Source organism: Rhodococcus sp. PvR044, assembly GCF_040548995.1.
Taxonomy (GTDB): Bacteria; Actinomycetota; Actinomycetes; order Mycobacteriales; family Mycobacteriaceae; genus Rhodococcus_G; species Rhodococcus_G oryzae.
Window position 1 is genome coordinate 1 of sequence record NZ_JBEPSX010000016.1, and the last position, 15,303, is coordinate 15,303.

Sequence of the window (15,303 nt, forward strand, 5' to 3'; positions counted from 1 at the left end):
AACACGGCCCGCAGCCACCCCACGCCCCCTACCGGACGAGTCCGGTATCCGGGGACAATCAAAGAACCGACCATTCGCTTTTCGGCGGCGCAGCGACACCCCTCAACGAAAGTTGGTGAGCACCCGATGGTCTCAAGCGCGAGTTGGACTCACGGAAACTCGACCGTCCCAGAGATAGACGATTGGTGGCCCGACAACCCCATATGTCGACACCGCGGGTGGGGGTTCCAGGCAATCTTCATCGGGGGTAGCGCCCGGTGGTTCCACATCCCCCTCCCCACGCCCGTCATCCAGAACGAAGAGCGCTACCGCCTGACGAAGTTCTTCCTTCTGTGGGGCATTGAGGGTGACGGCGTCCTTGGGAGGGTCCACCTGTTCGACGGCCCCTATCTGGTATCCACCACCATCGAAGGTGGACGGGACGGCTATCTCCGCGTACAGCCTTACGGCTACCAGTATCAGGGCGTGCACCACCAGATCGACAGCGAGTCGGAGTTCCATATCGAAGCCCCTCACAACGTCGCGTTTGGAATGGGGATCTCATTCCTCGTCGGCGTCGGTGAACGGACAACGAGGGAGCGTCCTGTATTCCTGACCATCTCCACCGCCGGGGCAGACTACGAACCCATTCCGAGCTAGCGGGACATCCCCGTTGCAGTTCCACCCCACAACACGGGAACCCGAACCGAGACGGAAGGTTCGGGACGCCAGGACCGAGCTGTACCTGCCACCGGCCCCACCCTGCCCGGTAGGGCCGAGCCTCATCAAGCCAACCCGAACATGCCATCAACACCCGGTCAAGACGCAAAACGGCCCCCACGCCATCAAAGGCGTGAGGGCCGCGCCGCTTGCGCCGCCTGGCCTGGCTCAGCATGAAGCCGGGCCAGGCTCTCGACGCGCAGCGGGCAACTACAGGTACTGCTCCCAGAACTCGACCGCAGCGTCATCCTGATCGGTGTAGCTGGGAAGGCCAGTCCCCTCATGGACCGGCCGCAATGCGTCCGCGATCCACTCCAGGTGGTCCGAGCTCCACTCGGCGTATCCGCCGAGCGAGACCAGGATGTTGGCACACGCGATCTGTGCCTTTGCGGGGTCGATCCTGGCTGCGATCTCACTGATCATGGTGGTTCCTTCCGTTGGTCCAACGTCGTCTGTGCGGGTCAGGTGAACGATTGGCCCTACTGGTCGATCCAGGGCTCGTCGTCGCGGCCCTCGACGTACTTGCCGCCGGGCGGGTCGTCGTAGTGGCCGAGCAGCGCGGCGCGGGCTGCGGGCGAGGCGGCGGCGAGGTTCTCGTCGCGGGTTTCCTTCCAGCCCTCCCAGTCAGCGCCTGCGCCTGCGTCGATGACGTACTCGGTGGCGTCGATCGGTTCGCCGCCGAGGAACGCGTCGACGTGGGTGTAGCCGTCGGGGTCGCGGACGATGATCAGTTCGAGTTCAGGGGTCAATCGGTGGTCCTTTCGGCGGGTCCGGGTTGGTCGGTCAGCTCGGGTCGGTGACCGACTCGTCGAGGTAGTTCCGTTCGGCGCGGCGCTCGACCTCTCTCCAGTCGACGCCGAGATGGTCTGCCAGATGGCGCGTGTCCGAGATGAGGTCCACGAACGGCGTCGTGACGTCGTCGGCGGGCTCACCGTCCTCGACGTACGCAGCGACGCCGGAAACGGCCCTCAGAGCGCGCACAGCGCGCGATTCGGCCGCATCCAGGCTTCCCGTCTCCGGGGTGGGGAGAGCGAAGCCCTCGTCGTCATAGGCCGTGAGGTCGGTGGTGGTGCGGAGCGCGGCGAGCGCGGCGGTGTAGGTGTTGGTGTTGGTCATGCGGTGGTCCTTTCGTCCGGGGCTGGCGGGCAGGGGCCAGGGCCGCCGTTGGTGGCGGCCCTGGCCGGGTGGGTCAGTTCTTGGTGGCGGTGAAGTCGAGAGCGGTGGCGAGCATGTGCATCAGCTCCTCGGCGCTGGGCATGAACAGCTGTTCCATTCGCTCGACGGCGGCGTTGCACTCGTCGGGCCGCTCACACGGGCAGTTGCCGTTCTCCACGTCTTCGTCCCCGAGAAGGGCCTCATCACCGATCGAGGCCGGGTCGAGCACCCAGGTGTCGGTGTCGTCGAGGCTGCGCATCATGTAGACGCGGACGACCCCTTCGAGGTAGTGGGTGCCACGCTCGGCGGCCTGGTCGGAGGGGTGGATGAAAGCCGGTGCGGGAGTGGTCATGTTGTGGCCCTTTCGGTCGTTCCTACTGCCGTAACTATACAAAAGACTTTTGTATAGTTCAAGTCGAGGGCCTGGACGTCGCATCGAAGCCGCTGGCGCGCGGGACGTGCCATCTATGCGGGTCAAGACACAGAACGGCCCCCGCACCCGAGGTGAGTGCAGGGGCCTCGCGGAGTACTGGCGGTCAGTCGCCGTCAGTCGGACCGGACATCTGCAAACGAAGGGCTGCCGTCAATGCGGGGGCGACTCCGGCCGAGTCGATCAGCTCGTTCTTGATGGCCGTGAAGCCGAGAGCGGTGGCGAGGATGTGCATCAGCTCCTCGGCGTCCGGGAGTGACTCCTCCGCCATTTCGTTCACTACGACTGCACATTCCTCGGGCTGTCCACACCGACACTCCCGGTTCTGCGGCCCGTCATAGTCGGACTCAGGCGCGAGATCCAAAGCTGCGGGATCGAGCACCCACAAGTTGATGCCGTCGAGGTCGCGCATCAGTGGCACGCGGACGACTTCCTCGATGTAGTGAGTGCCGTTGACCGCGGCCTGGTCGGAGGCATTGAGAACGACCTGCTCAGCGCTTGTCATCGTGTAGTCCCTTTCGGTTCGGTCAACCACTGCACCAAACTATACAAAAGACTTTTGTATAGTTCAAGCGGATTGCTGTCGGTCGCGAGGTGAAGCATGGCCGCGACGGCGGCGCGGTGAATCAGAGGTCGCCGGCCGCCCACATCGCACCGCGCGGGACATGTCATCTACACAGGTCAGGACATAGAAGCGGCCCCCGCACCCGAGGTGGGCACAGGGGCCGCATGGGGTACTTCGGGTCAGTCGAGATCGGGCAGGTTGTGCACCTGCTGGCGGCCGAGGCGGGTGAGGGCATTCACTTTCCCGACCAGCCCTGGCGAAGCGACGGGAAGGATCCAGAACTCGCGCGACCGGCGGGCGGACGCCGCGAGGTCGAGATGATCGGGCTCACGTCGGTGCCATACCTCGTCGAGGATCCGCGGGGCGGACTCACCGCCCGGGTTGATGGAAGTCAGATCGGACACCACCTGTGTGGCCGGGCGGATCACCTGGCGCGGCTTCTCGGTCGATTCCGGGTCGGTGGTGCGCATCGAATCGTGCCGGGTCACGACAGTTCCCACTCGTCGGGGTCGACGAGGACCTCGATGTCGCACTCGGCCTTCTCGATGTACTGCTTGACGTCCTCGCCGGTGAGGTCGGCCTGCAACTCGCTGACGACCCCGGATTCCCAGACCTCGCGGGATTCGAAGATGTCGGCCAGGTCCTGGCCTTCGGGCACGCGCACGCGCGCGCGGACGCGGATGTCCATCTCGACGTACTTGGTGTCGCTCATATGTTGTTCCCCCTGTGGGTTTCTGCTGGTTAGGCGTTGTCTTTACGGACCTTGGCTGTAGCTCTCACGACGACCCCGAGCAGCATCACGGCGGCGGCCCCGGTCATGACCTTCAGCACCCCAGGCACGTCGGAGGTGAGGGCGCCGAAGTTCATCAGGACGCATCCGAAGACAGCCAGCCCCACGCCGATCCCGTGCCTGATGCGGTGCTTGCCTGGCGGCAGCCCCGCCCCGGCGAGCGCGTCGGACTTCGGGGCGCTGGCGAGGATCAGGATTACCCCTGCCATGAGGATCGGAATGCCGATCCAGGTGTAGATGGTCATCGTCGGTGTCTCCACTCTGCTGTTGCTCGCGGCAGTCCGCCCGAGCTGGGGCGATCGGTCACGGGTGCGGCGGCAGCGTTATCGAGGGAACCGTCATCGGGGGCACGGTGGCCGCGGTCTTGTTCGCCCAGTCGCAGCTCACCCCGCCACCCGACTGTTGCAGCGCGTTATTCGCTTCCCAGATGCACAGGACCTGCGCGCCGTCGGGAAGGGTGACCGTGTGGGCGCTGACGATCGGCGGGGCGTCACCCCGGACCTCGATCACCTTCGGGCCCTCTTCCCGCGCCGGGTCGCCGTACACCGCCGAGCAGGCGGACGTGGTGAGCAGCGCCGCCGCGGCGATCGCGAGCACGGCCGCGCTTCTGCGGCTGCGATGGCCGATCCCTGGCCGCCTTTCGGTTCGGTTGTGGTGCATGTGGTTCCCCCTGTGTCAGTTTCGGTTCCCGATGGCGCGTCTATGCGCTGTGGCGTACGTGGGCCTCGACTGCGGACAGGCGCAGAACCCAGGTGCCACCAACGCGCGTGGCGGGCAGCTTGCTGGTGCTGATGGCGTTGAGGACGCTCTGGCGGGCGACTCCGAGGATGCTGGCGGCCTCAGCGACAGACACCAGCGGCGGCAGCTCGACCGCCTCGGCAAGGCGGTCGAAGTCAGCGGTGGTCAGTACGCGCATCGACAGCAGCGGCCACGGGTAGGTGTCGAGGATCGCCAGGGCGGTGGTGTTGGCCTGGCGGACGGAGTCGGCAGGGAGGGTGAAGACAACTTCGGTGCGGCCAAGTTCGGAGCGGCCGACGGCGCCGCCGTGGTCGGCGATCGGGGCGAGCAGCTGGTCGGAGGTCCCCTCATCGAACGGCACGTCGAGTTCGGCGACGACGTTGTAGTCCTGTGTGGTCACTGGTCTGGTCCTTTCTGTTTCGTCTCTGGTGCGAGGTTTGGTTCGATGAGGGCGGGCCGGGGGTGCTACCTACATCCCCGGCCCGCCTTCGTCAGCTCAGTGGCGGGGCGGCCACTGGAACCCGGTCTGGCGCTTGATTTGCGCCAGGGCATTCTTGAAGGCCCGACGGTCGCTAGCCGTCTTCGAGAAGGTCGTGATCATCTGGCCGTCTTTGTAGACGAGCGGATGGCCATTCTTGGATTCGCGGATCTCGAATCCGGCCTTCTCGAGTGCCTTCAGGACCACCTTGGTGTCCCGGTCGATTCCCCTGAACTTCTGCGGCAATCCTCGCACCTCTCTGTTTAATTGACAAGCTAATCGTAACCTATCGCTTGTCAATTGACAAGCGATAGGTTGAAGCGGTGCCTCGACCTGGGGTTTTCGGTGGTCGCGACAGATGGCCGGCGCGGCGGCTGGACATGCATCGGAGGGACTCCCCCAGCTCGGGCGAAGCCCCTCGGTGCGCGCTGCGGGCCGGTTACAGGCCCTCGGTGACGGCGCGGGCGTACTCGCGCGCGATCGGCTGGTCGATGCCGCCGACGCCCGCGCTGTAGGCCGCGGCGATGGTCTCCGGGTCGATGGACTTCCCGGCGGCGGCGAGCTGGTCGACGAGGCGGCAATCGATGCGCACGAGCGCGTGCACGGCGTCGCCGATGTCGAACGGAGAGGCCGCGCCGCTGCCGTCGTCGTCACGGAGGTCGCCGGAATGGTCGGGCAGCAGCTGCGCGGGCCCGGCCTGGCCGAGCGGGCCGACGGCGCGGGCGTCGAATCCGGACTCGAACTCGATCTGCGCGGCGACGAGCTCGGGCGTGATCTGCGGTGCGGCGCACGTAGCCGGGGCGGCGCGGATCCAGGGCGCGAAGTCGGCGGGCACGCGGTCGAGCGCGCTGGCGCCTGCGGCTACCGGGGCGGCGAGCAGCGCGGCCGTTCCGGCCGCTGCCGTGGCCATAGCGAGCGCGGCGCGGCGGATGGAGAGGGCGAACATGCGAGTTCCTTTCCTACAGCGGAGGGTCCACCTTCGCTGGTGCCGGGCTTCCGGCACCAGCGGGTGGTCTAGCGGGGGAAGTTGTGGACCCGCACCTCAGCGGGCACACCGCCACCGTCGTGACCCCAGGACTGCACCTCGGCGCGGGCCTGCCCGGGCACGAGCGCGTTGGCCGCACTGGCGCCGTAGCCGTGGGAGTCGAGCGCGTAGGCGCCGTTCTCGGCGTCGTAGACGGCCGGGTGCAGGTACCAGGTGGTGCCGCGAGGCATGCCGAGCACTCCTGCGACGAAGTTGCTACGGGTGCTGCGGCTGATGGGGTCGACGGTGATCACCTCGGTGGCCCAGTCGACCCGGACGAGCGCGTAGAGCGGCGCGCCGATCACGCCGGTGGCGGCCGCGACGGAGTCGCCCTGGGCGAAGGGGCGAACCCAGCTACCCGAGGCGGGGTGGTGCGGGAACGCGTGGACGTAGCCGACGACGAGCGCGGCGGCCCCGTCGACCTCGGTGGCGAAGCCGGTGGGGAGCACGGTGGCGGTGGCAGTCATGGCGATCTCCTGTGTCTGGGTGGGCGGTTCGGGCGCGGGGACGGTCAGGCGGCGGTGACGAGGCCGCCGCGCATCACGTCGCCGACGTTGACGTCGTTTGCGTTGGCGCCGAGCACCTCCTGGCCGTTGACGAGCACGACGTCGACGAACCGGCCGTCGTTGTAGTCGCCGCCGTAGCAGGCGATGATCTCGGCGACGGGGACCGTGCAGTCCGGGGTGATGTATTCGGCGGCAGTGGAATTCGACATTTCCGGCTCCTTCGGTGGGGGGTGTTCGATGACGTAACTATACAAAAGACTTTTGTATAGTTGCAACCCTTTGAAGGAGCGAAGGCCGCCGCGGCCATGCCCTGGACGTGTCATCTGCGCAGGTCACCCCAGGTTTTCGAGGGCTCGCGGGCATACGAAAATTGCTGGACCACGGGGGCGTGCGTCGATGCCCACCGTGGCCGATCACGGGGGGCCGGCCAATGCCGGGACGTGTCATATCCCCAGCTCAGGGCACATTAATCCGACGCAGCTGGTCGGCAAGGCGAGCGTCAGCATGTGGTCAGTGATTGGCCCTGTGGGAATCTCGCCCCGAGTCCGGGTGGCGGCCAGTATGGCCACCGGTTCGGCGTCATGCCGCACAGTCGTGTGGTTCCTCCAGCCAGCGGCGCCCAGCCCGCCCGCTTGGGCGCCGCGGCGGGCGCGGGAGCTCCCGCCGGGACGTGTCATCTATGCAGGTAGACGTGGGTCTTCGGGAAGTTTCATCACGGCGCGACTGCTGGGCCGCGGCGCCGGACAAAGCGAAAAGGGGCGGGCCCAGGTTGCCCCAGGCCCGCCCCTTTCACATCCTCCGTCAGGATTACCCTGCGCCGCAGTCGCTTCCGCCGCCCGACGATCCGCCGCAGTCACCGCCACCGCCCCACCCGCCGCCGTTCGGGCCGCTGTCGCTGACGAAGACTCCGCTCCACGCTCCCGTCGATGCGTCGCTGCCGGACCTGAGTCGACTGCCGCGGCCGGGTCCCGGCCGCGGGGTCGACTTCACCGCGCGCACGATCGTGATCGAAACCCCGACCAGGATCGCGATGGCGATCCATCCCAGTGCGTCCATGTGATTCCCCCTTCAGAGGTTCGTGTGGCTCCGGCTGACCGCCGGGACGTGTCATCTATGCAGTTCAGAGAGCTATTTCGACTGCATGTGCGTGATCCTCTCAGAGGTTCTTGTAGATCCAGGTGCCCGACCGGGACACGCGGGAGCGGCCGAGGATGCTCGCGACGCCGGGCAGCTGGCCAGGGTCCGTGATGCTGGTGAACCCGAGGTGTTCGTACATCGGCAGCGCTGCGCCTTCGCGGTCGTCGACGAACCCGAACCACAGGTCGATGCCTCCCGCGGCGCGGTGGCGCTCCTCAGCGGCCGCAACGAGGGCGCGAGCGTAGCCGCGGCCGCGATACGAGGGTGCGACCGCGAGGTGTTCGAGCGACCGGGTGGCGATCAGTAGTTCGGTGGCCGTCGCCACCTGGCCGGGCATTGCGGCGGTGAGCCCGGTCGCAAACGACACCGGGCGATGCGAGTTGATCGCGGCCACGGTCCGCGCGCCGTCGCGGATGAACAACCCGACCGCCTCCGGGTCCGCGGCGTCGCGATTCGCCATGTCCCCGCCCAGCGAATCGGCCCCGATGCCGCTGATGTGCTGCTGCAAGAGCTGAGTCACCTTGCGCAGCGCGGTGTCTGTCTCCACGCTCTCGATCGTGGGTGTGGTGGTCATGGGTTCCCTCCCTGTGGTGATGGCCGGTGCCTCCGGCCCGAGTAGGGGCAGGCGTCCTGCGTAGCCGCGGGATGCGCGCTCCCCACTCCAGATCAGCGTGTAGTCGTCGGGGCGGCGCTGCCCCGATCCGGGTGCACGGGCAGCTCGGCGTAGGCGTCGAGCCTCCCGGCGAGAGCGTCTGCGACGTCGTCGAGTGCGGGGCTGATGTTCGCGAGTGCGTCTCGGGTATCGGCCAGCTGCGCGGCGCGGTCGGCGAGAGCGGCCGCCTGGCGGTCGCGTTCGGCTTCGAGCTCGGCCCGGCGCTGCGGTTCGGCGAGCTGGTCGTCGAGCTGGTCGTCGAGCCGTTTCGTCTGCTCGGCGATCGTGACGAGGCGTTGTGCACCGCGGCTGACGTGGTCGATTGCGGCGTGCAGCGCGGTCCGGGCCTCGTCGATCTGGATGTGGTGCTCGGCCGAGTCGTCGTCTGCAAACGCGGCGAGCTGGTGGTGCAGCTGCGCGCCGATCTTGACGTGCTCGGCCAGGTCCCACACCGCGGCGTCGAGGTCCACCTCGGGCAGCCAACCGTCCTTGTAGGCGGCCGAACAGCGGATGGTGCTCGCCGCCCCGAGCGCAGCGACCATCGGCTTCTGCAACTCGACAGGGGCGGCCGCGAGTTCACCGCGGGTGAGCGTCGACGGCTGCTCGTCCTCCGGCTCACTGAGGATGAGCAGGAGTACGCCCACGATCACCGCGCCCAGTCCGATACCGGCCACGACGGCAGACCCGGGCCACAACCACTCCATGCCCGTGTCGCTGTAGTCGCTGGTCCTACCCAGCGTCGCTGCGACCGTGTCGAAGACATCCCCCAGGAGGCGAGCCGCCCAGTACAGGACGGCGCCGCCTGCGCCCGCCATCACGCCGCCCAACCCGATCACCGACAGGAGCAATCCGACCGCGTCGGCCGCCTTCCGGATCCCGGATCCCGGGCCCGAGCTGGGCCCTCGGGGAGCGGTGGCGGCAGGCGCTTCCGGCCGGCTCGTGGTGTAGCCGGGGCCGTCAGACTCCCCGTCGTTGGACTGGTCCAGTTCCGCGCTGGCCGATTTCTCGTTGAGCTCGTCGCGTTCGTCCATGGCGTTGTCCCCCTTGTTGTTGCTGGTCAATGGATCAGAAGCCGTGGAAACTCGGCCAGCTCGATTGCGCTGTCTGTCCACACAGATTCGATGGCGAGGCGCTCGGCCTCTGGGAGCTCGCGGCTCCAGCCCCAGCGCGCCCAGAACAGTTCCCGCTTGACCTGGACGGCGCCGGGGGCGGTGTCGGGGTGGCCGGTTGCGAGCATCTGCACGATTGCGCGGGCGGCGTGGACATCGCCGAGGGCGCGGTGACCGCCGTCGAGCTTGACCCTGAACTCGGTTCCGAGAGCTTCGGAGCGGCGGGCCATGATGCAGTGCCAGCGCGCCGGGTCGAAGAGGTGCCCGGGTTCGATGTTGGCGCACCGGCAGTCGTGCAGGACCCGGTCTCGATCGAACGGGGCGTTGTAGGCGAGCACGATTCGACCGGCGGTGGCGGCAGCCAGGGCGGGCAGCACTTCGCGCCAGGTAGGCGCGCCGACGAGGTCGGCAGCCGTGATGCCGTGCACGGCCTGCGCTTCGGGTTCGATCGCGACCGAGCCGGGGTCGACCAGGGTGTCGAGCAACGTCTCACCGGTGGCGGCGTCAATGACCGCCGCCTCGATGATCGACCCCACGAATCCGGTGGTCTCGACGTCGAGGATGCACGCGACCCCAGGCGCGAGCATGCTGATCGCCCACTCGCGCGGGGTGATGGTGACGGTCATCGGTACCTCCTCGGTGGCCATGGTCTCGCGGGGCCCTGACATCACGCGGTAGCGGCGGGCTGCTCGGCGGCGGCCTCGGCGAGCCGGTAGCCGTTGCCGCCAGCGGTGGTGTGGAGGCGGTCGATGTTGATGGTGACGACGCGGCCGGGCTCGGTGATCTCATCGGTGGTGGTGTTGTGGGCGCGGATGACGGTGCAGACCGCCTGTGTGCCGAGGGAACCGGCGTCCTCGAAGGTTTCGACGTGGAGGGTGCGGCGCACGTCGCGGCGGGGGTCGTCGGTCCAGAGCTGGCCGGTGTGGATCTCGTCGCCGTGGCGGTTGGTCATCGTGGTGGTGGTCATGGTCGTCTCCTCGCGTGGTCGATCAGGGTTGGTGGACGGGGGCGCCCCGGCCTGGTGTGTCTCGGGGCGCCCCCGTCGGTTCGGTGGGTCAGGCGGCGGGGGTGTCGATGACGCGGGCGCCGTCGACGATGCGGACGGTGGCGCCGGTCTCGTCGTGCAGGCCGCGAATGTCGGTGTAGGGCACGCGGTCGGTCCAGGTGCCGCCGACGATCGACGGGATGGTCACGGACTTGGCGTTGACCTTGAGCACCTCGTGCCAGCCGTGGCTGTTGTAGGCGACCCGGTCGCCCTTGACGATGACGTCGCGGCTGTAGGCGGTCGTCTTCCCGTCGGCGAGCTGCTGCTCACGCACACCGGACCAGTAAGCGATCTCGTCCTCGACGCGTGCGAGCTCGACGTCCAGCTGTTCGCGGTAGGCGCCGTCGGCGGGCTCGTGGATCTCGACCTGCTTCTGTCCCGTCTGCGGGTGCGTGAAGAGGGTGCGGGTGTAGCCGTCGCGGGCGCGCTCGAAGCGGTTGCGGTCGGCGGTCAGCTTTTCGATCCGGCGAGCCACGGTGTTCGGGGCGTAGCGCGCGTCGGTGGTCTTCGCGGCGGCGTCGGCGCGGCCGCGGGCGGTGGCGGCGTCGCGCTGGGCGTGGACGGCCTTTCCGAGTGCGTTCCAGGCTTTGTCGACGGCGCGGCGGTGCCGTCCCTCGCTGTGGTGTCCGACCTTGATCGGTTCCCCGAATTCGGGAAGCGCCGCGTGTGCCTTCTTGTCGGCCTCCCAGGCGGCGTCGGCGGCGCCGCTCTTGCGGTCGGCCTTGGCGTCGAGGGCGTCGACGCGAGCGGCCTGGCGGGTGATCTTGTCGGCCTCGACCTCGGCGGTGGTCCGGTAGCTGGCGTCGATGTCGATGTCGACGGTGTACCCCGCCTCGCGCAGCTTCTCGGTGGTCATGTTGATCAGGACGCGCTTGGGGGCGACGTCGCGCGAGCGCGGCACGTACCAGGATTCGAGGTTGCGGGACCAGCGCCAGCCTCTGGCCTTAAGGATCGGACCGGCGGTGTCGCCGCGGGAGGTGCCGTCGATGAGGGTTCCCTCGGCGGGGGTGTGGGTGATGGTCAGTGCGGACATGGGCGGTCCGTCCTTTCGTTCAGAGGTGCAGGTCAGGGGGCGCGTCGCGGTCACTTGAGGAACCGCCACGCCGAGCGTGCGGCGCGGGCCCCTGGGACCTTGCGGACGGCGAGGTTGGTGGCGGCCTTGGCGGCGCGCTTGCCGTAGACGGCGCTGCGGGAGGGGGCAGCGGGGCGGGCGGCGGGGCGGGCGGGGGCGCGCTTGGCGGCGGGTCGTCGGGCCGGGGCCGGGTCGGCGGGGGTGAGCTCGCGTTCCCACTCGGCGAAGTGGTCGAGCTGTGTGGGAGCGGTGGCCGGGGTCTGCTCGCGGTTCGGTTCGGTGGTGGCGCTGCGGGATTCGCGGCGGGCCTGGCGGTGCGTGTGGGCGTTGACCGGGTCGAGGTATCGCAGCGGGGTGTGGGTGACGATGTTCTCGGCCAGGCGTGAGTGCCAGTGGCGGGTCTTGTAGGCGGCCAGGAAGTGGCCGGCCAGCCAGGCGGTGGCGCCGAGGGCGATCAGACTCAGGCGGGAGGTGATCGGGGCGCCTCCCGCGATGGAGATCAGCGCGACGATGACCGCGAGGGCGCCGCCGAAGCGCAGAAGGGGCGCGCCGATGGTCCAGATGAGCAGACCGGCCAGGGAGAGCAGGGCGGCGAGTGCGATCAGCGACATGTGGATTTCCTTTCGGCGGTGCGGCTTACAGGTTTAACTATACAAACAACTTTTGTATAGTTGCAACCCATGGCGCTACAGACCGCAGACAAGGTGACCTCTAACGACACAATGAGGTCTTGTAAGGTTCCAGAATTGGACAACCCATACCCACCGCGAGGAGGTGAGACAGCAATGCCCAGCAAGAACGAGATCACCGTGCAGCAGATCATCGAGCTGATGAAGCAAGAGACCGGCAAAGAGATCAAGCCCATGACCTACTACTCGTACGAGGCCCGGGGGCAGGCACCCGCTCGGATCGGCAAGGTCGGCAACTCCCCCGTGTACGACCGACGCAAGGTTCTTGAGTGGATCAACAACCGGCCAGGCCGCGGCGCCGGCGGCGGCCGACCACCACGCCGCCGCACCCAGGACACCGACACCACCGAATAGCCCACTCCATCACGGCGGGACGTGTCATCTTCCCAGCTCAGAGCACCGACTCCACACAGCGCAGTGCCCCCGCTCCGACATCTGGAGCGGGGGCACTGTCGCGTTCGATCCCTCCGAGCGCACCGGCCGGGACGTGTCATCTGCGCAGGTCAGCCGCAGTCGACGTGGATGGACAGGTAGACGCGGCCGCTGTGGGTGCGCTGCCAGTCGGCGGGGGCGTCGGCCGCGGCGGCGATGTCGAGCTGGTCGCCCTCGGACCAGCTCACGCCCTGGAGGGTGTCGAGAAACTTGCTGCTGGCGTCGACATCGGCGGCGGCGAGGAACCTGTCGGTGGTGTCGATGTCCGTGGCCGCGAGGTGCTGGTCGGTGTTCTCGACGCGCAGGGTCGGCGAGCCATGGCGGGCCTGGATCTTCCAGCCGTGCGGGGCGGTGATGTCCACGGCCAGGTCGTCGCCGCGGCCGGTGCAGCGCGCGGTGACCTGGCCGGGTTGGGGCGTGGTGATCTCGGTGTCGGAGTGCTCCTCTCCCCACCCGATGACGATGCTGCCGAGGTCGGTGCTGGTCTTGGTGACGATGTTTCCGCTGGTCGAGGTGGTGACCGACGCGGCATCTCGGGGCCCGTCACTGCCACATGCAACCAGGACCGCCACGGCGGCAAGGGCAGCGAACGTGACGGCGGTTGTGGCTGTGGCGTTGCGTGAGCTGGTCATTCGGGGGAAGTCCTCTCCGGGGTCCGGTCAGTTGAACACGTCGACGAACCACTTGCCGTCGATCTTCTTGGTGGTGACGGTCTGCGTGATCCGTTGCGCGCCTCCAGGTCGCAGCTCGGACAGATCCATGAGGTAGACGTCCTCGGTCAGCGCTTTGGTGCTCAGGCAGTAGGTCGTGCCGACAGGCACCTCGTTGATGAAGCCCTGGAGCTTGTCTGCGGGCACCACGGACGAGTTCGGGGTGGCCAGCGCGCGAGCCGCGGCACCGCTGCGCTGGGTGTAGTAGGCGTGGTTCCACGCGGCGATCACGCCGTCGCCGCTGCGCTGGTCTCCGCGCTCGGCGCGGCACTCTTCACCCCCGCCGAGCGGGGGCGCGCTCTGCTCGGTCTGCCCTGCCGGCTCGGCCTTTTCAGATTCGGGCAGGTTGAGCGTGGGCAGCCCGTTCTCATCGGTCGGCCCGAAGTCGGAGGTCTGTTCCGCCTGGGTGGGGGCGGTGTCGTCGCCACCGAACTGGCCGATCACCACGGCGCCGGCCAGGACCACCGCGGCGGCGCCGACCACGGCCACGGTCTTCTTCCCGGGTCGGCGCCCGCCGAGCCCAGAGAGGCGACCGGGCCCCGTGGGCGGCGCGGTGGCCGCCGGGGCGCTCAGCGGCCGCGTGGGCGCCCCGCCGGGCACCACGCTGGTGGTGGTGCCCGGCGGGACCTTCGTGGTGGGAGCGGCGCCGAGAAGGTCGATCACGGCAGGATGCCGCGCCGAGCTGCGGCCGAGGTTCGACATCTTCATGGTGTTGCACCCACCCTTTCTGGGATCAGTTGTTGTGCTGGGCGATTCCGTCGCCGACTGCATTCGAGATCAGGTTTCCGGACAGGCCGGGGGTGGCGTCGCGGAAGAACCCGTTCAGCGCCTGGTCGACCTGCTCGAGCATCTGCTCACCGCCGGGCTGCGCGGTGACGAGGTCGCGGGCCTGCTGATCGACCGTGCCCGCGGTCTCGACGGTGTTGACCACGGCGGCCGCCGCGGCCTGGCCGACCGGGCCGGAGTTGTTCCAGTCGTTCAGCACCGTCTCGGTCTGGGCGGTGACGGCGGCCTGGTCGACGTCGGGAACCTTGATCTCCTGCGGCTGACTCAGGTCACCGGCACCGAAGTTCGTACCGGCGGCAACACCTGCCGCACCACCGATCAGCGCGCCGGCCGCGGCGGCCGGGACACCGGCGACCGCTGCACCGATCGCGGCACCGGCTGCGGTGCCGGCCACGGTGGTCGGCACGACCACCACGGCGGGAAGGCCGGGCACGGGCGCAAGCGGGACCGAGATGACCCCGCCCATGCCGAGACCGATGTTGCCGCCGACGGTTCCGCCGATCAGGCCACCGACAACCGCGGCCGGGACACCGGCTGCGGCGGCACCGGCGATGGCACCGGTCGCGCCGCCCGCGACCTGCGCGGCGGCCATGCGCTCGGCGCGGGTGGTGTCCACACCGACCGACCGCCAGAAGTCCGTGACCTGCGACTCGATGACCGCGGAGGTGCCGTTGGTGCGGGCTGCGTCGCGGTCGGAGATCCAGTTCGGCTGCTCGATCAGGACCTCACCGAGGCGGATCTTGTCGCGGGGGGCGATGATCGGCGCGGTCGGCGCGACCGGGGTCGGCAGGTGCAGCTCCTGGATCTGCACGGGCGCAACGTACGTGTCCTCGGGTGCCACGTAGACGTTGTTTCCGTAGTCGTAGTTCGGCAGCTCGCGCCATTCGGTGTTCTGGTACTCGGCAGGCGGCGCGACCCAGTACTCCGGAGGCGCCTCCGGGGCGGCCGCCGGGGCGGGGGCGGCCTCGGGCTGCGCGGCGGGGGCCGTGGTGGTGCCGCCCTGAGTGTTCCCTCCGGTCGTGCCGCCCTGGGTGGGCGCGGCGCCCGCCGCGCCGATACCGGAGGCCAGGGCGGCGGCGACCACGGCCACCGCGGTGGCGGCCTGGGTGGCGGTCTGGCGGCGGTGCCGGGCTCGAGTAGCGCGGCGGGCGGCGCGGTTGCCGGTGGTGATCTCGTTGCTCATCGCGAGTGTGCCTTTCATCTTCGGGTCGGCCTCGTGGTGAGGCCGGGATCTTCTCGGGAATGGGAAGGATCGGGGGTAGGGACGGTCACGCCCGGACTGGTTG

The 15,303-nt window shown here is 68.7% G+C and carries 26 protein-coding genes; 2 read left to right on the top strand and 24 right to left on the bottom strand.

What is annotated here, in order from left to right; all coding sequences use genetic code 11:
• Window positions 1–639: hypothetical protein (locus ABIC28_RS25300; RefSeq protein ID WP_354581383.1), on the top strand; the 639-nt coding region annotated here is incomplete at its 5' end.
• A gap of 270 nt (window positions 640–909) precedes the next feature.
• Here the strand turns inward: ABIC28_RS25300 and ABIC28_RS25305 are convergent.
• From ABIC28_RS25305 to ABIC28_RS25405, 21 genes are all read right to left on the bottom strand, one after another.
• Complete coding sequence (locus ABIC28_RS25305; protein ID WP_354581385.1) at window positions 910–1,122, bottom strand: hypothetical protein; 213 nt, start codon at window positions 1,120–1,122, stop codon at window positions 910–912.
• A 56-nt stretch (window positions 1,123–1,178) separates the two neighbouring features.
• Window positions 1,179–1,448 (bottom strand): hypothetical protein, encoded by a 270-nt coding sequence (locus tag ABIC28_RS25310; RefSeq protein ID WP_354581387.1) that lies wholly within the window; start codon window positions 1,446–1,448, stop codon window positions 1,179–1,181.
• A gap of 34 nt (window positions 1,449–1,482) precedes the next feature.
• A complete protein-coding gene (locus tag ABIC28_RS25315) occupies window positions 1,483–1,815 on the bottom strand; it encodes a hypothetical protein (protein ID WP_354581389.1) in 333 nt (110 codons plus the stop codon).
• Window positions 1,816–1,888: 73 nt separating this feature from the next.
• Window positions 1,889–2,206: a hypothetical protein gene (locus ABIC28_RS25320; protein ID WP_354581391.1), complete on the bottom strand. Its 318-nt coding sequence runs from the start codon at window positions 2,204–2,206 to the stop codon at window positions 1,889–1,891.
• Between the two features lie 184 nt (window positions 2,207–2,390).
• Complete coding sequence (locus tag ABIC28_RS25325) at window positions 2,391–2,789, bottom strand: hypothetical protein (RefSeq protein WP_354581393.1); 399 nt, start codon at window positions 2,787–2,789, stop codon at window positions 2,391–2,393.
• A 239-nt stretch (window positions 2,790–3,028) separates the two neighbouring features.
• A complete protein-coding gene (locus ABIC28_RS25330; protein WP_354581395.1) occupies window positions 3,029–3,337 on the bottom strand; it encodes a hypothetical protein in 309 nt (102 codons plus the stop codon).
• Window positions 3,334–3,561: a hypothetical protein gene (locus ABIC28_RS25335; RefSeq protein WP_354581397.1), complete on the bottom strand. Its 228-nt coding sequence runs from the start codon at window positions 3,559–3,561 to the stop codon at window positions 3,334–3,336. The genes ABIC28_RS25330 and ABIC28_RS25335 overlap by 4 nt, the downstream gene beginning before the upstream one ends.
• 29 nt (window positions 3,562–3,590) lie before the next feature.
• Window positions 3,591–3,884 carry a hypothetical protein gene (locus ABIC28_RS25340; RefSeq protein ID WP_354581399.1) on the bottom strand — a complete coding sequence of 98 codons (294 nt, stop codon included), beginning with the start codon at window positions 3,882–3,884 and terminating at the stop codon, window positions 3,591–3,593.
• Between the two features lie 58 nt (window positions 3,885–3,942).
• Complete coding sequence (locus tag ABIC28_RS25345; protein ID WP_354581401.1) at window positions 3,943–4,299, bottom strand: hypothetical protein; 357 nt, start codon at window positions 4,297–4,299, stop codon at window positions 3,943–3,945.
• A 40-nt stretch (window positions 4,300–4,339) separates the two neighbouring features.
• Window positions 4,340–4,777, bottom strand: a complete 438-nt coding sequence (locus tag ABIC28_RS25350; RefSeq protein WP_354581403.1) for a helix-turn-helix domain-containing protein — start codon at window positions 4,775–4,777, stop codon at window positions 4,340–4,342.
• A 96-nt stretch (window positions 4,778–4,873) separates the two neighbouring features.
• Complete coding sequence (locus ABIC28_RS25355) at window positions 4,874–5,101, bottom strand: hypothetical protein (protein ID WP_354581405.1); 228 nt, start codon at window positions 5,099–5,101, stop codon at window positions 4,874–4,876.
• A 193-nt stretch (window positions 5,102–5,294) separates the two neighbouring features.
• Window positions 5,295–5,801, bottom strand: a complete 507-nt coding sequence (locus ABIC28_RS25360; RefSeq protein WP_354581407.1) for a transglycosylase SLT domain-containing protein — start codon at window positions 5,799–5,801, stop codon at window positions 5,295–5,297.
• A 68-nt stretch (window positions 5,802–5,869) separates the two neighbouring features.
• Window positions 5,870–6,346, bottom strand: a complete 477-nt coding sequence (locus tag ABIC28_RS25365) for a hypothetical protein (RefSeq protein WP_354581409.1) — start codon at window positions 6,344–6,346, stop codon at window positions 5,870–5,872.
• Between the two features lie 44 nt (window positions 6,347–6,390).
• Entirely contained in the window at window positions 6,391–6,594 is a 204-nt protein-coding gene (locus ABIC28_RS25370; protein ID WP_354581411.1) for a hypothetical protein, read from the bottom strand.
• A gap of 598 nt (window positions 6,595–7,192) precedes the next feature.
• Window positions 7,193–7,441: a hypothetical protein gene (locus ABIC28_RS25375; protein ID WP_354581413.1), complete on the bottom strand. Its 249-nt coding sequence runs from the start codon at window positions 7,439–7,441 to the stop codon at window positions 7,193–7,195.
• 100 nt (window positions 7,442–7,541) lie between these two features.
• Window positions 7,542–8,096, bottom strand: coding sequence for a GNAT family N-acetyltransferase (locus ABIC28_RS25380; protein WP_354581415.1), 555 nt, complete (start codon window positions 8,094–8,096; stop codon window positions 7,542–7,544).
• Window positions 8,097–8,188: 92 nt separating this feature from the next.
• Window positions 8,189–9,205 (bottom strand): hypothetical protein, encoded by a 1,017-nt coding sequence (locus ABIC28_RS25385; RefSeq protein WP_354581417.1) that lies wholly within the window; start codon window positions 9,203–9,205, stop codon window positions 8,189–8,191.
• Window positions 9,206–9,231: 26 nt separating this feature from the next.
• Window positions 9,232–9,909 (bottom strand): 3'-5' exonuclease, encoded by a 678-nt coding sequence (locus ABIC28_RS25390; RefSeq protein ID WP_354581419.1) that lies wholly within the window; start codon window positions 9,907–9,909, stop codon window positions 9,232–9,234.
• A 41-nt stretch (window positions 9,910–9,950) separates the two neighbouring features.
• A complete protein-coding gene (locus ABIC28_RS25395) occupies window positions 9,951–10,250 on the bottom strand; it encodes a hypothetical protein (protein ID WP_354581421.1) in 300 nt (99 codons plus the stop codon).
• 88 nt (window positions 10,251–10,338) lie between these two features.
• Window positions 10,339–11,361: a DUF3560 domain-containing protein gene (locus ABIC28_RS25400; protein ID WP_354581423.1), complete on the bottom strand. Its 1,023-nt coding sequence runs from the start codon at window positions 11,359–11,361 to the stop codon at window positions 10,339–10,341.
• 50 nt (window positions 11,362–11,411) lie between these two features.
• Window positions 11,412–12,011 (bottom strand): hypothetical protein, encoded by a 600-nt coding sequence (locus ABIC28_RS25405; RefSeq protein WP_354581425.1) that lies wholly within the window; start codon window positions 12,009–12,011, stop codon window positions 11,412–11,414.
• Window positions 12,012–12,185: 174 nt separating this feature from the next.
• On the opposite strand from ABIC28_RS25405, the gene ABIC28_RS25410 reads away from it, so the two are divergent.
• Window positions 12,186–12,443 carry a transcriptional regulator gene (locus tag ABIC28_RS25410; protein WP_354581427.1) on the top strand — a complete coding sequence of 86 codons (258 nt, stop codon included), beginning with the start codon at window positions 12,186–12,188 and terminating at the stop codon, window positions 12,441–12,443.
• A 149-nt stretch (window positions 12,444–12,592) separates the two neighbouring features.
• Here the strand turns inward: ABIC28_RS25410 and ABIC28_RS25415 are convergent, their stop codons facing one another.
• From ABIC28_RS25415 to ABIC28_RS25425, 3 genes are read right to left on the bottom strand one after another with little or no spacing between them, the layout of a single operon-like run.
• Window positions 12,593–13,153 (bottom strand): hypothetical protein, encoded by a 561-nt coding sequence (locus ABIC28_RS25415; RefSeq protein WP_354581429.1) that lies wholly within the window; start codon window positions 13,151–13,153, stop codon window positions 12,593–12,595.
• Window positions 13,154–13,180: 27 nt separating this feature from the next.
• Window positions 13,181–13,939: a DUF8176 domain-containing protein gene (locus ABIC28_RS25420; RefSeq protein ID WP_354581431.1), complete on the bottom strand. Its 759-nt coding sequence runs from the start codon at window positions 13,937–13,939 to the stop codon at window positions 13,181–13,183.
• Window positions 13,940–13,964: 25 nt separating this feature from the next.
• Window positions 13,965–15,200 carry an insoluble domain protein gene (locus ABIC28_RS25425; protein WP_354581433.1) on the bottom strand — a complete coding sequence of 412 codons (1,236 nt, stop codon included), beginning with the start codon at window positions 15,198–15,200 and terminating at the stop codon, window positions 13,965–13,967.
• Window positions 15,201–15,303 lie beyond the last annotated feature (103 nt).

Bases quoted from the DNA above. Each gene is read 5' to 3' on its own strand.
- ABIC28_RS25305 (WP_354581385.1), bottom strand. From the start codon at position 1,122: ATGATCAGTGAGATCGCAGCCAGGATCGACCCCGCAAAGGCACAGATC.
- ABIC28_RS25315 (WP_354581389.1), bottom strand. From the start codon at position 1,815: ATGACCAACACCAACACCTACACCGCCGCGCTCGCCGCGCTCCGCACC.
- ABIC28_RS25320 (WP_354581391.1), bottom strand. From the start codon at position 2,206: ATGACCACTCCCGCACCGGCTTTCATCCACCCCTCCGACCAGGCCGCC.
- ABIC28_RS25325 (WP_354581393.1), bottom strand. From the start codon at position 2,789: ATGACAAGCGCTGAGCAGGTCGTTCTCAATGCCTCCGACCAGGCCGCG.
- ABIC28_RS25335 (WP_354581397.1), bottom strand. From the start codon at position 3,561: ATGAGCGACACCAAGTACGTCGAGATGGACATCCGCGTCCGCGCGCGC.
- ABIC28_RS25340 (WP_354581399.1), bottom strand. From the start codon at position 3,884: ATGACCATCTACACCTGGATCGGCATTCCGATCCTCATGGCAGGGGTA.
- ABIC28_RS25345 (WP_354581401.1), bottom strand. From the start codon at position 4,299: ATGCACCACAACCGAACCGAAAGGCGGCCAGGGATCGGCCATCGCAGC.
- ABIC28_RS25360 (WP_354581407.1), bottom strand. From the start codon at position 5,801: ATGTTCGCCCTCTCCATCCGCCGCGCCGCGCTCGCTATGGCCACGGCA.
- ABIC28_RS25365 (WP_354581409.1), bottom strand. From the start codon at position 6,346: ATGACTGCCACCGCCACCGTGCTCCCCACCGGCTTCGCCACCGAGGTC.
- ABIC28_RS25370 (WP_354581411.1), bottom strand. From the start codon at position 6,594: ATGTCGAATTCCACTGCCGCCGAATACATCACCCCGGACTGCACGGTC.
- ABIC28_RS25375 (WP_354581413.1), bottom strand. From the start codon at position 7,441: ATGGACGCACTGGGATGGATCGCCATCGCGATCCTGGTCGGGGTTTCG.
- ABIC28_RS25380 (WP_354581415.1), bottom strand. From the start codon at position 8,096: ATGACCACCACACCCACGATCGAGAGCGTGGAGACAGACACCGCGCTG.
- ABIC28_RS25385 (WP_354581417.1), bottom strand. From the start codon at position 9,205: ATGGACGAACGCGACGAGCTCAACGAGAAATCGGCCAGCGCGGAACTG.
- ABIC28_RS25390 (WP_354581419.1), bottom strand. From the start codon at position 9,909: ATGACCGTCACCATCACCCCGCGCGAGTGGGCGATCAGCATGCTCGCG.
- ABIC28_RS25395 (WP_354581421.1), bottom strand. From the start codon at position 10,250: ATGACCACCACCACGATGACCAACCGCCACGGCGACGAGATCCACACC.
- ABIC28_RS25400 (WP_354581423.1), bottom strand. From the start codon at position 11,361: ATGTCCGCACTGACCATCACCCACACCCCCGCCGAGGGAACCCTCATC.
- ABIC28_RS25405 (WP_354581425.1), bottom strand. From the start codon at position 12,011: ATGTCGCTGATCGCACTCGCCGCCCTGCTCTCCCTGGCCGGTCTGCTC.
- ABIC28_RS25410 (WP_354581427.1), top strand. From the start codon at position 12,186: ATGCCCAGCAAGAACGAGATCACCGTGCAGCAGATCATCGAGCTGATG.
- ABIC28_RS25415 (WP_354581429.1), bottom strand. From the start codon at position 13,153: ATGACCAGCTCACGCAACGCCACAGCCACAACCGCCGTCACGTTCGCT.
- ABIC28_RS25420 (WP_354581431.1), bottom strand. From the start codon at position 13,939: ATGAAGATGTCGAACCTCGGCCGCAGCTCGGCGCGGCATCCTGCCGTG.
- ABIC28_RS25425 (WP_354581433.1), bottom strand. From the start codon at position 15,200: ATGAGCAACGAGATCACCACCGGCAACCGCGCCGCCCGCCGCGCTACT.